Raw genomic sequence first — 15110 nt, forward strand, 5'->3', positions numbered from 1 at the left:
CCTAACCTATGAAGGGCTGTGTACCAGCACCGACGTGAGTTCGGCGATCTCGTCGTCGCCCAAGCCGTGCGCGCGCAGGAACTCCACGGGCGCGCCGTAGCGCTCGCGCAGTCCGTCGAGCAGGGTGCGCATGGCGGCCGCGGGCGATTTCGTGGCCAGCTCCTCGAGGTGGCGGGACTGCGGATGCTGCGAGCGCAGGTACGCCAGCACCCGGGCGTTGCGCTGGGGAGGCAGCAGCGCCTCCGTGCGCGCGTAGTCGGCGACGACGGCATCCTCCGCCACTCCCGCGGCCGCGAGGGTCAGCGCCACCGTCACCCCGGTGCGGTCCTTGCCGACCGTGCAGTGCACGAGCACCGGCTGGTTCGCGAGCACCCCGCGCACGACCTCCACGACACGGTCTGCCGCCTCGTCGAGCAGCGCACGGTAGAAGTCGTCGAGACACACGTCCTGCTCGAAGAACGAGGCGGCCGAGCCCGTGAACAGCGGAAGTCGCAGGGTCTCCAACCCCAGGCCGTCCACCAGCGAGGGCTCGAGGGCCACCTCGTCGTCGGCACGCAGGTCGATCACCCGCCGCAGGCCCAGTTCGCGCAGCGTCGCCCTCCCGCTGTCGTCGAGGCGGGCGAGGTTGCCCGAGCGGAAGAGCACGCCCGACCGGGTGACGCCGGCGCGCGCCGGCAGCCCTCCGACGTCACGGAAGTTCAGCGCCCCCGCGACGATGCGGTCGGCGGCCGTCACGCGTTCTCCCCGGCGCGGGGCTCCACCGGGTAGCGTCCGGCGATGGCCACGCGGTTGAACGCGTTGATCGACACGAGGATCCAGCTGAGCGCGACATACTCCTGCTCCGAGAGGATGCCGCCGACGTGGTCGTACACCTCGTCGGAGACGCCCTCCTCATGGATGTACACGTGCGCCTCGGTGAGCTCGAGCGCGGCACGCTCCCGCTCGGTGAACACCCCGGAGTCGCGCCACACCGGCAGCTGCGCCACCAGGTCGACGTCCATTCCCGCTGCCACGGCGCGGTCCACGTGCACACGCACGCAGTAGGCGCACCCGTTGAGCTGCGACGCGTGGATCTGCACGAGTTCGCGCAGGCGGGCGTCGATGCCGGCGTCGTCGGCGAGCGACCCGACGGTCTTGGCGAGGCCTTCCAGCGCACGGTAGGCGCCGCGGGCGGAGCGGGACAGGTGCACACGCGGCTGATCGGTCATGGTCCGACCCTAGCCGCCTGCTGCGGAGGGGCGCCTGCGGCGGTGTGGCGCGCGCAGGCATCTCTCGGCGGAGCGCGATTATCCTGGTCGCGCCGCGCATGGGCACCCGATGCGCGACCATGCCCAGCAGGACCATAGGCTGTTACGCGCACCAGCGTATGCGGGGGCCCGCCAGCACCGACGCCGCCCGCCCTGTGAAAGGACCTCTCCCATGCTCCGCCGCAGCACCACCCTGGCCGCCGCCGTGCTCATGGCCGGCGCGCTCGCCCTCACCGCCTGCAGCGCGTCGCCGTCCCCGGCGCCGAGCACGAGCGCCGCCGCCGACCCGGATGCGTCGGTCGCGGTTCGCCTGGTCGCCGAGCCCGGCAACCTCGACATCCGCGAGACCGCGGGAGCCGCCCTCGACCAGCTGCTCATCGACAATGTCTACCAGGGCCTCGTCTCGCGCACGCCCGAGCAGGACATCGTCCCGGCGCTCGCCAGCGACTACGAGGTCTCCCCCGACGGCCTCACCTACACCTTCACGCTGCGGGAGGGCGTCGTCTTCCACGACGGCCAGCCGCTGACCCCGCAGGACGTCGTGTGGTCGCTCACCCAGGTGCGTGACACCCCGTCGTACCGCGACTCCGACCGTCTGGCGGGCGTCACCGGCATCGCAGTCGACGGCCAGGACATCGTCCTGACCCTCGCCGAACCCGACTCGAGCCTGCTGTGGAACCTCACCGGTCGCGCCGGACTCATCCTCAAGGAGGGTGACACGATCGACCGCAAGACGGCAGCCAACGGCACCGGTCCCTTCACCCTGTCGTCGTGGAAGCAGGGCGACAGCGTCACCCTGCAGCGATTCGAGCAGTACTGGGGCGACCCGGCGGGCGCCGCCGAGGTGGTCTTCGCCTACATCCCCGAGAACCAGGCGGCCCTCAACGCCGCTCTCGCCGGTGAAGTCGACGTGGTCACCGGTTTCGACGCGAACCTCGCCGAGCAGATCGAGGCCAACGGCGACTTCACCGTCGAGGTGGGCGCCTCCACCGACAAGGGCACGCTCGCGATGAACGCGTCCGAGGGCCCGCTGGCCGACGTGCAGGTGCGTCAGGCCATCCGCCAGGCGATCGACCACGACGCGATCGTCGAGGCGATCGGTGCCGGGCAGACGCAGTACGGACCGATCCCCGAACTCGACCCCGGCTATGAGGACCTCTCCGACGTCGCACCGTTCGACCCCGACGCGGCCCGCGAGCTGCTGGAAGAGGCCGGTGCGGACGACCTCGAGCTGACCCTCACCATCCCCTCGTTCTACGGCACGACGGTGTCGCAGATCCTGGTCTCCAACCTGCACGACGTGGGGGTGACTTTGAAGGTGGATGCCGTGGAGTTCTCGTCCTGGCTCAACGACGTGTACATCAACAAGGACTTCGACCTGAGCTTCGTGCTGCACACCGAGGCGCGCGACTTCGAGAACTGGGCGAACCCGGACTACTACTTCGGCTATGACAACGCCGAGGTGCAGGAGCTGTTCGCGCAGTCCCTCGCCGCAACCGACGAAGCCGAAGCCGCGGAACTGCTGGCCGAGGCCGCCCGCATCGTGTCCGAGGACCACGTGGCCGACTGGCTGTACAACGGCGCATCGGTCGTCGCCGTCGGCGCTAGCATCTCGGGTATGCCCACGGTGAACGTCAACGAGCGCCTGAACCTCGCCGAGCTGACCAAGAGCGAGGGGTGATCCGCTACGCGCTGACGCGGCTGGCCCTGCTGCTGCTTGGCCTCGTCGTCGCCAGCGTGTTGATCTTCCTGACCCTTCGGGTGCTCCCCGGCGACGTCGCCCAGATGATCGCGGGCGTCGGCAGCACCCCCGAGCAGGTCGCGGCCATCCGCACGCGACTGGGCCTGGACCAGCCGCTGTTCCTGCAGTACCTCGACTGGATGGCGGGCGTGGCCAGGGGCGACCTCGGCACGTCACTGCTGACCGGCGCACCCGTGGCCACCGAGCTCGCGCAGAAGGCGCAGGTCACGGTGCCCCTCGGCATCCTCGCCATGGTCATCGCCCTCGTCTTCAGCGTGCCGCTCGGGGTCGCCTCGGCGCTGCGCCGCGGCCGGGCCGACGGCACTCTCATCACCGTCGGCGCACAGACCCTCGCCGCTGTGCCGGTGGTGTGGGCGGGCATGATGCTCGTCGTGGTGTTCGCGGTGTGGCTCGGCTGGCTGCCCGCGCAGGGGTTCCCGCGCGCCGGGTGGACCGACCCATGGGCGGCCTGGCGGGCGCTGCTGCTGCCGGCGGTGACGATCGGCATCGTCGAGGGCGCCATGCTGCTGCGCTTCGTGCGCTCGGCGACGCTGCAGGCGGTGGGGCAGGACTACGTGCGCACCGCGGCCGCGAAGGGGCTGACCCGCACCCAGGCGCTGGTGCGGCACGGACTGCCCAACGTCGGACTCTCCGTGATCACGGTGCTCGGCCTTCAGGTGGCCGGCATCATCGTGGGCGCCGTCGTGATCGAGCAGCTGTTCTCGCTCCCCGGCATCGGTCGCATGCTGGTCACCGATGTGGGGCAGCGCGATCTGCCGAAGGTGCAGGGCGAGCTGCTCGTGCTCACCGGGTTCGTGCTCGTCGTCGGCTTCCTCGTCGACCTGTTCCACCGGGTCGTGGACCCCCGGCAGCGGGAGGCGGAATGAGCGCCCCCGCCGGTGCCACCTCCTCCCCCGCGATCACGGGGCGATGGGGCTGGCTGCGCCGACTCCTCCGCCTGACCACCGGGCGGGTCGGCGTGGCCGTCGTCCTCGCCGTCGGGGTCACCGCCGTCGTCGCAGCGGTCTGGACGCCGTTCAACCCGCAGCAGGTGGACATCTCCGAGCGCTGGGCGCCTCCCGGCTGGCCCCACGTGCTGGGCACCGACGGCACCGGCCGCGACATCCTCAGCCTCCTCATGGCGGGCTCGGTCACCACGGTGTGGGTCTCGCTCGGGGCGGGCCTGGTCGCCACGCTCGTCGGGCTGGTCCTCGCGTCGCTCGGTGCGCTCACCCGACGATGGATGCGCGAGTCGGTCGCCGTCCTGGTGGACATCCTCATCGCCTTCCCCGTGCTGCTGATCGCCATGATGATCTCCGCGGTCTGGGGGGGATCGCTCTGGGTGGTGATCCTGTCGGTCGGCATCGGCTTCGGCGTCAACATCGCCCGCGTCACACGGCCGGAGCTGCGACGCGTGCTGCACAGCGAGTTCGTGCTGGCGGGCAAAGCGGCAGGGCTTACCCCCGTGCAGAACCTGCTGCGCCACCTCTTCCCCAATGTCGCGCCGGTGTTCATCGTGCAGCTGTCATGGGGCATGGCGGTGGCGGTGCTCGCCGAGGCCGGCCTGTCGTACCTCGGCTTCGGCGCACCGCCCACCGAGCCGTCATGGGGGGTGCTGCTGAGCGAGCTGCAGAGCTACATCACGGTGCACCCGGTGTCGGTGGTCTGGCCCGGGCTGGCGATCACGCTCACCGTCCTCGGGCTGAACCTGCTGGGCGACGGGCTGCGTGAAGCCACCGACCCGACGCTCTCGCGCCGCAGCAATGCCGCACGCGCGCACGTTCCGGAGGTGGTGGCGTGAGTCTGCAGGTGCAGGACCTCGTGATCGAGCTCGGCGGTCGCCGCGTGGTCGACGGCGTCTCGTTCGAGGTGCCCGACTCGGCGCGCGTCGGGCTCATCGGCGAGTCCGGCTCGGGCAAGTCCCTCACCGCCCTGGCGATCATGGGCCTGCTGCCGGATGCCGCGACGGTCGAAGGCAGCATCCGCTGGAACGGGCGCGAGCTGGTCGGCCTGCCCGACCGCGAACTCGCGCAGCTGCGCGGCGACGAGATCGGCATCGTCTTCCAGGAGCCCCGCACGGCGCTGAACCCGATCCGCACCGTGGGCCGGCAGATCTCCGAGTCGGTGCGCATCCACGAAGGCGTCACCCGGCGCGAGGCGAAGTCACGCGCGGTGGCCGAGGCCCGCCGCGTCGCCCTCCCCGATCCCGAGCAGATCGTCGCCCGCTATCCCCATCAGCTCTCGGGCGGGCAGCGACAGCGGGTGGCGATCGCGATGGCTCTCGCCTGCCGCCCGCGCCTGCTCATCGCCGACGAGCCGACCACGGCCCTGGACGTGACGATCCAGGCCGAGATCCTGCATCTGCTCGGCACCCTCGTCACCGGGGACGGCATGTCGCTGGTGTTCATCACGCACGACCTGGCGGTGCTGTCCCAGATCGCCAGCCACGGGGTCGTGCTCGAGCACGGCCGCGTGGTCGAGTCGGCACCGGTGTCGACCCTGCTCACCCGTCCGTCGTCGGAGGTGACCCGCGGGCTGCTGCGGGACGCCACCGCGACACTGTGGCGACCGGGGGGCGCGCTGTGAGCGCCCTGCTGCGCGGCCGGGGCCTCACCCGCCGCCACCTCGCGCCTCGCTCCGGCCTGTTCACCCCCCGCCGGTACACGACGGCGCTGGAGGACGCCGACGTGGATGTGGCGGAGGGCTCCGCCCTCGGTGTCATCGGCGAGTCCGGCTCCGGCAAGTCGACCCTCGTGCGGCTGCTGCTGGGCCTGGACACCCCCACCGCGGGCACCGTGGACTTCGACGGCCGGCCGGTTGCGGCATCCGCCCCCGCCCGCTCGCTGCACTGGCTGCGACGCCAGACCGGTGTCGTCTTCCAGGACCCGTACGCATCGCTCGACCCCCGCATGAGCGTGGGACGCATCGTGGGCGAGCCGCTGTGGGCGCTGGGGATCGAGGGCGACCGGCGCGCGCGGGTGCGCGAGGTCCTCGCCGATGTCGGCCTGGAGCCGGACATGGCCGACCGTTTCCCGCACGAGTTCTCGGGCGGGCAGCGCCAGCGCATCGCGCTGGCCAGGGCGATCGTGCACCGCCCGCGGCTGCTCGTGGGCGATGAGCCGCTGTCGGCGCTGGACGTCACGGTGCGCGCTCAGATCCTCGAGCTGCTGCGGGAGCTGCGCCGCCGCGACGGGCTGGCGCTCGTGCTGGTGTCGCACGACATCGGCGTGGTGCAGAATCTCTGCGACGAGGTGATCGTCATGAAGGACGGCCGCATCGTCGAGGAGGGGCCGACCGAGAAGGTCCTGCTGACGCCGCAGGTGGCGTACACCCGGCGACTGCTGGCATCCATCCCGGTCATCGACCCGCGTGCCGGGCGCGAGGATGTCGCACCTCCCCCCTAGCCTCGTGGCATGAACGCCATCGTCCCGCCGTACCTGCTGGCCCGTCTCGCCGAGACCGACGCGCCGCACCTCGCGCGGGCCGCCCGCGCGGCGCGCAACACCCTGGCCGCGCAGCGGCACTACCGACCCGAGCTGACACGGCTGCGGCTGTCGATCGATGAAGACGGCGCCCTGGTCGCCGAGGGCGCCCCCTCCCCGAACCGCGTCGTCTCCGACGCGCAGAACGAGGAGAACCTGCCCGGCATGACGGTGCGAGGCGAGGGCGACCCGCCCACCGGCGACGCCGCGGCCGACGAGGCGTTCGACGGCCTGGGCGTGACCTTCGATTTCTTCTGGGACGCCTACCAGCGCGCGGGGATCGACGGGGTGGGCGGCACCCTGGCGGCGACGGTGCACTACGGCGTCGACTTCGACAACGCCTTCTGGAACGGCGAGCGCATGGTGTTCGGCGACGGCGACGGCGAGGTGTTCCGGGGGTTCACGGGTTCCCTCACCGTGGTCGCGCACGAGCTGACGCACGGGGTGACGGAGTACTCCGGCGGCCTGGCGTACGTGGGGCAGTCGGGCGCGCTCAACGAGTCGATCTCCGACGTCTTCGGCGCCCTCGTCGAGCAGCACCACCGGCAGCAGCGGGCCGACGAGGCGTCGTGGCTCATCGGGGAGGGCGTGTTCACCGACCTCGTGCAGGGTGTCGCGCTGCGCTCACTGGCCGCACCCGGCACGGCGTACGACGACGACGTGCTCGGGCGCGATCCCCAGCCTGGTCATCTGCGCGACTACGTCGACACCGAGGACGACAACGGCGGCGTGCACATCAACTCCGGCATCCCCAACCGCGCGTTCCATCTGGTGGCCACCGACCTCGGCGGCTTCGCCTGGGAGCGGGCGGGCCTCATCTGGTACCGCACGCTCACGGGTGGGTCGCTCGCGCCGAGCACCGACTTCGCCGCATTCGCCCGCGCCACACTCCTCACCGCCGCGGCGGAGTACGGTGAGGACTCGGAGGAGGTCGCCGCCGTCCGCGCCGGCTGGGCGGGCGTCGGCGTGATCGAGGATGCATCAGCGTGACGAACCCGACGTCTCCGTGACCGTCGTGCGCAGCGGCGGCATCGCCGGCCTTCGCCGGGAATGGCACGCCGAGGCCTGCGGAGCCGAGGCGAAGCCGTGGCTCGCCCTCATCGAGGGCTGCCCGTGGGACGAGCCCGTACCCGAGACGCCGGGGGCAGATCGCTTCCAGTGGCAGGTGAGCGCCGCCGTGGGCGCTGCCCGGCGGGACGCGCGGATGCCCGACGGCGCGGTGACCGCACCGTGGCGGGCGCTCATCGACGCCGTGCGCGGCGTCCCCGCCGTCAGCGGCCCGAAAGCCGCTCGCGCAGAGACTTCTTGACCGGCTTCAGCGACCTCTGCAGGTACACCGTGCCCAGCCAGCGGCCGAACTTGCGTCCCACACGTCCCATGCGACCCACCTCGACGAACCCGAGCCGCTCGTGCAGCGCGATCGACGCCTCGGCGCCTCGGTCGCTGATGACGGCGACCATCTCACGGATGCCGGCCTGCTCGCAGGCGACGATCAGCGCCTCCAGCAGCGCGCGTCCCAGGCCTTTGCCGGTGGCGGCCTGCCCGAGGTAGATCGAGTTCTCCACGCTGTAGCGGTAGGCCGATTTGCTCGACAGGGGCTGCACGAGGGCGTAACCGAGGATCTGGCCGGACGGCGCCTGCGCCACCAGGAACGGCATCCCCAGCTTCTGGAGGTGGTTCAGCTTCTCCCGCCACTGCGCGATCGACCACTTCTCCTCGTCGAAGGTCACCACCGAGTTGGTGACGTAGTGGTTGTAGATCTCGCGGATGTCGGGGACATCCCGCTCAGTGGCGGGTCGGATCTCGTAGGCGAAGGGATGCTCCGGATCCGGCCGCCGCCGCAGGTGCCACGGCAGACGCCGGCGGTCGCGGTCGTACTCGTCCTCCAGCATGAGGTCAGCCTAGAGCGGCAGCCGGCGGCAGCTCCCACCGCACCGGCGAGGACCCCTGCTGCACGAGCAGGGCGTCGGCGCGCGAGAACGGGCGTGACCCGAAGAACCCGCGTGATGCGGAGAGCGGAGACGGGTGCGGGGACTCGATGCGCGCCGTGTCGCCCAGCAGCGGCGCGAGCGAAGCGGCATCCCTCCCCCACAGGATCGCCACGAGCGGCCCGCCCCGGGCGACGAGGGCACGGATGGCGTGCTCGGTCACCTTCTCCCATCCCCAGCCGCGATGCGAGCCGGCCGCGCCCGGCGCGACGGTGAGCACGCGGTTGAGCAGCATGACGCCCTGGTCGCTCCACGCGGACAGGTCGCCGTGCTCCGCCGGGGCGATGCCGAGATCGTCCGACAGCTCCCGGTAGATGTTGCGCAGGCTCCGCGGGATCGGGCGCACGTGGGCGTCGACGGCGAAGGAGAGCCCGATCGGGTGCCCGGGGGTCGGGTAGGGGTCCTGCCCCACGATCAGCACGCGCACGTCGGCCATCGGACGCTGGAAGGCACGGAGCACGCGGTCACCGGCCGGCAGGTAGGCGCGCCCTGCGGCCGTCTCGGCGCGCAGTCGCTCGCCGAGGGCGGCGATGTCGCCCGCGACCGGCTGCAGCGCCTGCGCCCAGTCGGGAGCCACCAATCCCGCGTCGGCGAGTTCGGGCAGGGTCATCGCCATCCACTCCTCCGTCCACACCCGACCAGCCTACGGAGGGGCGCGCCGGGTGCGGGTGCGCGTCGGGTGCGCGACGGGTGCGCGTCGGGTGCGAGCCGGGTTTTCGGGTGCGCCGGCCGCCGCCTCCTCCACAGCCCGGGGTGGATTCGCGTCATCCACAATGTCCGCCTGACCTGGGGTTACCACCCGTTCGATGTCGGAGGGGAGCGGCAGAATCAGAGGCATGAACAGCTCCCCCATCGTCGACTCGATGGCCGTCGACTCGATCGCCGCCGCCTCACACGGCGCGGTGATCTCCGGCGTGGAGCAGACCCGCCGGGCGATCGCGGCGTTGCAGGCGCGGGAACTGCAGTGGCTGGCGCGGGCCGAGACGATTGCAGCCGAGGAGACATCCCGAGTGCCCTCGAGCGAGGGGCGTGAGCGCGAGATGCCGCGGCGGGCGATGGCGGCGGAACTCGCGGCCGTGCTGCGGCGTTCCGATCGCGGCATGCAGCAGCGGATGCGCGATGCCGCCGGGCTGGTGGGGGGATTCGCGGCGACGCTGGCGGCGCTGGAGGCGGGGAGAATCGACGTGGCCCACGTCCGGGTGATCCACGATGCCGGCGTCCGCATCACCGACCCCGAGGCCCGAGGCCGGTTCGAGCAGGCCGCACTGGTGGTCGCGGAGCGGGAGACGCCAGGGCGGGCGAAGCCGATCATCCTGATGCTGGCGCAGCGACTCGACCCGGTGCCGTTGCAGGAGCGGCATGCCGAAGCGACGGCGGGGCGGCGGGTGTGGGTGCGGGACCTCGACGACGGAATGGCCGAACTGGTGGCGACGCTGCCTGCTCCGCTGGCGTACGCGATCCGGGAGCGGCTGACCGCCTACGCCCGCGAGATCGTCGGCGCGGGGCGGGGTGCGCGAGGTGCGGCCGCCGCCGGCACCCCGGCGAGCGCAGACCTGGGCGATGACCGCGCCGTCGCCGGCACCGCAGGTGGGCATGTCACCGACGACGCCGTCGCAGAGGCGGACGTCATCGCGACCGACCGGCGCACCACCGACCAGGTGCGCGCCGACGTTCTCGCCGATCTGCTCCTCACTGGGCACGCCACCGCGCCGGTCTCCTCCGGCAGCATCCCCGCGACGGCTGCGATCACCGCCCACGTGCAGATCACCATCCCCGCCACGACCCTCACCGGTGACGACGCCGAACCCGCCGAGCTCGTCGGGTACGGACCGATCGACCCCGACACGGCCCGGCGCCTCGCCGCGACCGCCGGCATCTGGGAACGGCTGTTCACCTCCCCTGCCACCGGAGCAGTGCTTCAGGTCGACACGTACCGCCCCAGCGCCCGGATGCGCCGATTCCTCGATGCCCGCGACGAGCACTGCCGGTTCCCCGGCTGCCGCCGACCCGCACGGCAGTGCGACGGCGACCATACGATCGACGCCGCCCGTGGCGGACCGACGCGGGTCACGAACCTCGCAAATCTCTGCCCGGGCCGACATCACCCGCTCAAGCACGGGACTGCCTGGAGCGTGGTGCACAAACCCGACGGCATCCTCGAATGGACGAGTCCTGCCGGGCGCGTGTATGTCGACGTCCCGCGCCGGATGCTCGAGTTCAGAGCCTTCGCCGCGGCCGCCGAGCCCGCACCGTTCTAGACACCCGCCGTATCGGCGGCGGAGCTGTTCACTCCCCCGGCAGCCGCGGCCGCAGGGGGCCACGTGCGAGCAGGTGCTGCGCCGACTGCGCCACCGGGCGCATCGTGACGAGGTCGAGGTTGACGTGCCCCGGCGCGTTCATCGCGTACACGATGACGTCGGCCACATCGGATGCCACGAGCGGCTGCGCGACGCCGTCGTACACCTTCTCTGCGGCGGCACGGTCACCGCCGAGGCGGTTGAACGTGAACTCCTCCGTGTAGACCATCCCGGGTGCCACCTCCACGACCCGGATCGGCTCACCGTTGAGCTCCAGACGCAGGGCCTCGGCGAGCATGGACTCCCCCGCCTTGGCGGCGTTGTAGCCGCCACCGCCGGGGTACGCCCGCTGCGCCGCAGTGGAGGTGACGAACAGGGTGTCCGCATGCCCATCGACGGCAGCGGCGGCGCGCAGCTGAGGGAGGAGGGCTGCGACGAGCATCTGCGCCGAGAGGACGTTCACCTCGAACATCCAGCGCCAGTCCTCCGGATCGCCGTCCTCGACACGGTCGGTCCCGCGCGCCCCGCCAGCGACGTTCACGAGGGCGTGCACGGGGCCGGTCTCCGCGAGCCACGCCGCCAGGGCGTCCACGTCCGCCTGTCGCGTGAGATCGGCCGCATAGGCGGCCGCGCCCGTTTCGGCTTCCAGGGCGGCGAGACGGTCGGCGCGTCGGGCAACCCCGACGACGTCCCATCCGGTCGCCCGGAGGGCACGCACCGTCGCTTCCCCGATGCCCGAACTGGCTCCCGTGACTACCGCGCGTCGTGTCATGTGACCCACCGTACCGCGCACGTTACGTCACATTTCCGCGCCGTTGTTGACAAGAGCGCCCAGTCCGTAGCCTCAGACCAGGCCGCGGCAGCCGCGGTCGGCCCGAGATCCAGGAGTCATCATGTCCGCACCCGAGAACTGGCGCTTCGAGACCAAGCAGGTCCACTCCGGTGCCGCCCCGGACCCCGTCACCAAGGCGCGCGCGACGCCGATCTACCAGACCACCTCCTACGTGTTCGACAACGCCGACCACGCCGCGAACCTGTTCTCGCTGGCCGAGTTCGGCAACATCTACACGCGCATCCAGAACCCCACGCAGGACGTCGTCGAGCAGCGCATCGCGGCGCTGGAGGGCGGCACCGGCGCCCTGCTGGTGGCCAGCGGCCAGGCCGCCGAGACCTTCGCCGTGCTCAACATCGCGCAGGCAGGCGACCACATCGTCTCGTCGAGCTCGATCTACGGGGGCACGTACAACCTCTTCAAGTACACCCTCGCCAAGCTCGGGATCGAGACGACGTTCGTCGAGAACCAGGACGACCCCGAGGAGTGGCGCCGCGCCGTGCGCCCGAACACCAAGCTGTTCTTCGCCGAGACGATCGGCAACCCGCAGATCAACGTGCTCGACATCCGCACCGTCGCCGACATCGCGCACGAGTCCGGCGTCCCGCTCATCGTCGACAACACCATCGCCACGCCGTACCTCATCCGCCCCTTCGAGCACGGCGCCGACATCATCGTGCACTCGGCGACGAAGTTCCTCGGCGGCCACGGCACCACCATCGGCGGCGTCATCGTCGATGGCGGCAGCTTCGCGTGGTCGCAGAACGTCGAGAAGTTCCCGGGCCTCACCGAGCCCGACCCGTCCTACCACGGCGCGTCATACACCACCGCCGTCGGCGACGGGCTGGCGTACATCATCAAGGCGCGCGTGCAGCTGCTGCGCGACCTCGGTGCCGCGATCGCGCCGATGAGCGCCTGGCTGCTGCTGCAGGGCATCGAGACGCTGTCCCTGCGCATCGAGCGCCACGTGCAGAACGCGCAGGAGATCGCGGAGTGGCTGGAGAACCACGACGACGTCGCCGCGGTGAACTACTCCGGCCTTCCCACCTCGCCCTGGTACGCGGCGGCGAACACCTATGCGCCGAAGGGGGTCGGCGCCGTGCTGTCGTTCGAACTCAAGGGCGGTGTCGCGGCGGGTCGCGAGTTCGTCAACTCGCTCACCCTCTTCAGCCACCTCGCCAACATCGGCGACGTACGCTCGCTCGTGATCCACCCCGCCTCCACGACGCACTCGCAGCTGACCCCCGAGCAGCAGCTCACCTCGGGCGTCACCCCGGGGCTGGTGCGGCTGTCGGTGGGCATCGAGGCCGTCGACGACCTCAAGGCCGACCTCGCCCAGGCCCTCGCCGCCGCCCGTCGCCTGTCGGAGGCCGCGCGCGCCTGACGCGCCGCATCGGCACTACGACGCGCCCCGGCCCCGCATCGCGGCAGCCGGGGCGCGTCGCGTACGGCAGGCGGCACCCGGGGCATCGGCACAGGGCGGAACCGAACCCGCACCCCCCTTGTACGCTGACGCCGTGACCGACGCACTCGCCGCGACCTACGAGACCTTCGGGCGCCGCTGGGCGCACGGCACCTCCCCGCTGTACGAGGACTGGGCCACCGGCATCGCGGGAGACGCCGGCATCCTCGCCGTGCTCGCCGCCCTGCCACCGGCGATGCAGCAGCCCAACCGCATCTTCGCCGCAGCCCGCTGGGCGGGCAGTCCCCTCGAGCCGTTCCCGCAGTGGCGGAAGTGGCTCGAGGCGAACTGGGCACGGGTCGCCGAGATCGCCGCGTCCCGCACCACCCAGACCAACGAGCCCGCGCGGTGCGCCACGCTGGTGCCGCAGCTCGCACGTATCCCCGGTCCCCTCGCGCTGCTGGAGGTCGGCACCGCGGCGGGACTGTGCCTGCTGCCGGATCGCTTCGCCTACGAATACACGGCCCCCGGCGGCGTCCATGTCCTCGGCGATTCGCCCGTCGTGCTGCCGTGCCGCGTGGACGACGACGCAGCGGTGCCGCAGCGCGTTCCCGAGGTGATCTGGCGGCGCGGCATCGACCTGGCGCCGATCGATGCCCGCGACGACACGGCCGTCGACTGGCTCGCGACCCTCGTGTGGCCGGGTCCCGACCACGACGGGCGCGTCGCGCGGCTGCGGGCCGCAGCGGCCATGGCCGCGGCCGAGCCGCCCGACATCGTCCGCGGTGATCTGCTCGAGACGCTGCCCGACGTCGCCGCATCCGCGCCGGCGGATGCCACGCTCGTGATCTTCCACAGCGCCGTTCTGCTGTACCTCGACCAGGACGAGCGGCACCGCTTCGTCGAGCTGGTGCACCATGTGCGCGCCGCACGCGACGGCCGCGTGGTGTGGATCTCGAACGAGTCGTCGGGGACGCTGCCGGGAGTGGATGCGCGCGTGCCCGAGGGACTCGACACCGATCGGCGGTTCGTGCAGTCGGTCGACGGGATGCCGGTGGCTCTGGCCGGCCAGCACGGCGCGACCTACGAGGTGCGTCCTTTCACCGCCCCCGCGACGCCCGCGCGGGCTCTCTAGTCAGTCGCCGTCCCACCACCGCAGCACCCGCAGCGCACGCAGGGTGACCCAGCGGCTCGGGAAGCCCTCGCGCTCGGCCTCGAGCTCGAACAGCGTGGGGCCTTCGTGTGTCAGCTCCAGCTTCCACATCCCGAACGGGAGCATCTTCGCGCGCAGCAGCTCGATCGCCTCCGCGCAGCGATCGTCGCGATCCGGGCGTGCGGACCGGACGTAGTCCAGAGCCCGCAGCACGTCGTAATACCAGTGAGTCGGGAACGACGGCATGGTGAACCGGGGGTCGACGACCTCGCCGGTGGATGCCCGGCGGAAGAGGCGACGCTCCAGCAGATACTCCTCGCCGCGCAGGCGCGCTGAGGTCACGGCATCGGATTCCCCGCCGGCCTGCTCCCACGCCCACAGACCTTCGAGCGCGCAGATCGTCGAGTGGAACGACGAGGGGCTCGTGCCGTCTTCGTCCCAGCAGTTCCATCCGCCGTCGGCCAGCTGACCGGACAGCAGCGTCTCGACGATGCGCCCGCCGTCCTGGGCGAAGAAGGCGGCGTTGGCCAGCGCTCCGCCGTTGATGCACGGCTCCACCTCGCCCTCGAAGTAGGGCTGCCCTTCGTGCTCCCAGCGCACGTTCTCGCGCACCCGCGTGATTGCGCGCACCACCTCGGGTGCCGCCGGGTCGGGCCCGAACGCACGCAGCAGGTCGAGCGACGGGTGCGTGGCGGACCAGGCATCGAAGAAAGGACGGCTCTCGTCCACCCAGCCGGGGCGGTAGGTACCCCCGTCCCACAGCCCGTCCTCGGCCTGCTCGGCGAGGAGCCGGGCGCCCCACCCCTCCGTCGCCACCCGCGCCCGCTCCGCAGCAACCTCCTCGGGCGGGGCATCCGTCAGATCTCGCAGCACCTGCCAGCGGATGGCCGGGTCGGAGTCCAGGAGGTAGTCGATTGCGCTCATGCGCGCAAGCTACTCCCCTCCTCCGACACGTAACACGGGGCCGC

16 protein-coding genes are annotated in these 15110 nt (G+C 71.7%); 10 read left to right on the plus strand and 6 right to left on the minus strand.

Annotated features, from left to right (window positions below; translation table 11 throughout):
- Positions 1 to 6 precede the first annotated feature (6 nt).
- Entirely contained in the window at positions 7 to 735 is a 729-nt protein-coding gene (locus QNO26_RS11125) for a tyrosine-protein phosphatase (RefSeq protein ID WP_257526622.1), read from the minus strand.
- Positions 732 to 1208, minus strand: a complete 477-nt coding sequence (locus QNO26_RS11130) for a carboxymuconolactone decarboxylase family protein (protein ID WP_257526621.1) — start codon at positions 1206 to 1208, stop codon at positions 732 to 734. Before QNO26_RS11130 ends, QNO26_RS11125 begins: the two co-directional genes overlap by 4 nt.
- Before the next feature lie 211 nt (positions 1209 to 1419).
- Here QNO26_RS11130 and QNO26_RS11135 point away from each other — a divergent pair, with 211 nt between their 5' ends.
- Genes QNO26_RS11135 through QNO26_RS11165 form a run of 7 tightly spaced genes read left to right on the plus strand, consistent with a single transcriptional unit; the run spans position 1420 to position 7779 of the window.
- Positions 1420 to 2928: an ABC transporter substrate-binding protein gene (locus tag QNO26_RS11135; RefSeq protein ID WP_257526620.1), complete on the plus strand. Its 1509-nt coding sequence runs from the start codon at positions 1420 to 1422 to the stop codon at positions 2926 to 2928.
- A complete protein-coding gene (locus QNO26_RS11140; RefSeq protein WP_257526619.1) occupies positions 2925 to 3875 on the plus strand; it encodes an ABC transporter permease in 951 nt (316 codons plus the stop codon). The genes QNO26_RS11135 and QNO26_RS11140 overlap by 4 nt, the downstream gene beginning before the upstream one ends.
- Positions 3872 to 4789: an ABC transporter permease gene (locus QNO26_RS11145; RefSeq protein WP_257526618.1), complete on the plus strand. Its 918-nt coding sequence runs from the start codon at positions 3872 to 3874 to the stop codon at positions 4787 to 4789. Before QNO26_RS11140 ends, QNO26_RS11145 begins: the two co-directional genes overlap by 4 nt.
- Complete coding sequence (locus tag QNO26_RS11150; RefSeq protein WP_257526617.1) at positions 4786 to 5574, plus strand: ATP-binding cassette domain-containing protein; 789 nt, start codon at positions 4786 to 4788, stop codon at positions 5572 to 5574. The genes QNO26_RS11145 and QNO26_RS11150 overlap by 4 nt, the downstream gene beginning before the upstream one ends.
- Positions 5571 to 6392, plus strand: a complete 822-nt coding sequence (locus QNO26_RS11155) for an ABC transporter ATP-binding protein (RefSeq protein ID WP_257526615.1) — start codon at positions 5571 to 5573, stop codon at positions 6390 to 6392. Before QNO26_RS11150 ends, QNO26_RS11155 begins: the two co-directional genes overlap by 4 nt.
- Before the next feature lie 9 nt (positions 6393 to 6401).
- Complete coding sequence (locus QNO26_RS11160) at positions 6402 to 7460, plus strand: M4 family metallopeptidase (RefSeq protein WP_257526614.1); 1059 nt, start codon at positions 6402 to 6404, stop codon at positions 7458 to 7460.
- Positions 7447 to 7779, plus strand: a complete 333-nt coding sequence (locus tag QNO26_RS11165; protein WP_257526613.1) for a protealysin inhibitor emfourin — start codon at positions 7447 to 7449, stop codon at positions 7777 to 7779. Before QNO26_RS11160 ends, QNO26_RS11165 begins: the two co-directional genes overlap by 14 nt.
- Here the strand turns inward: QNO26_RS11165 and QNO26_RS11170 are convergent.
- The gene (locus QNO26_RS11170) at positions 7742 to 8362 is read right to left on the minus strand and encodes a GNAT family N-acetyltransferase (protein WP_257526612.1); all 621 of its coding nucleotides are present in this window, start codon (positions 8360 to 8362) and stop codon (positions 7742 to 7744) included. The two genes, QNO26_RS11165 and QNO26_RS11170, sit on opposite strands and share 38 nt — an antisense overlap.
- A gap of 4 nt (positions 8363 to 8366) precedes the next feature.
- The gene (locus QNO26_RS11175; RefSeq protein WP_257533558.1) at positions 8367 to 9074 is read right to left on the minus strand and encodes a uracil-DNA glycosylase; all 708 of its coding nucleotides are present in this window, start codon (positions 9072 to 9074) and stop codon (positions 8367 to 8369) included.
- 220 nt (positions 9075 to 9294) lie between these two features.
- Between QNO26_RS11175 and QNO26_RS11180 the strand changes: the two genes are divergently transcribed.
- Entirely contained in the window at positions 9295 to 10716 is a 1422-nt protein-coding gene (locus QNO26_RS11180; RefSeq protein ID WP_257526611.1) for an HNH endonuclease signature motif containing protein, read from the plus strand.
- 28 nt (positions 10717 to 10744) lie between these two features.
- On the opposite strand, the gene QNO26_RS11185 is transcribed toward QNO26_RS11180, so the two are convergent.
- Complete coding sequence (locus tag QNO26_RS11185; protein ID WP_257526610.1) at positions 10745 to 11527, minus strand: SDR family oxidoreductase; 783 nt, start codon at positions 11525 to 11527, stop codon at positions 10745 to 10747.
- A gap of 121 nt (positions 11528 to 11648) precedes the next feature.
- Here QNO26_RS11185 and QNO26_RS11190 point away from each other — a divergent pair, with 121 nt between their 5' ends.
- Positions 11649 to 12971, plus strand: coding sequence for a bifunctional o-acetylhomoserine/o-acetylserine sulfhydrylase (locus QNO26_RS11190; RefSeq protein ID WP_257526609.1), 1323 nt, complete (start codon positions 11649 to 11651; stop codon positions 12969 to 12971).
- A gap of 133 nt (positions 12972 to 13104) precedes the next feature.
- Positions 13105 to 14124, plus strand: a complete 1020-nt coding sequence (locus QNO26_RS11195) for a DUF2332 domain-containing protein (RefSeq protein ID WP_257526608.1) — start codon at positions 13105 to 13107, stop codon at positions 14122 to 14124.
- Here QNO26_RS11195 and QNO26_RS11200 read toward each other — a convergent pair whose 3' ends face one another.
- Positions 14125 to 15066, minus strand: coding sequence for a hypothetical protein (locus QNO26_RS11200; protein WP_257526607.1), 942 nt, complete (start codon positions 15064 to 15066; stop codon positions 14125 to 14127).
- Positions 15067 to 15110 lie beyond the last annotated feature (44 nt).

Source organism: Microbacterium sp. zg-Y1090 (assembly GCF_030246945.1).
In the GTDB taxonomy this organism is placed as follows: Bacteria; Actinomycetota; Actinomycetes; order Actinomycetales; family Microbacteriaceae; genus Microbacterium; species Microbacterium wangruii.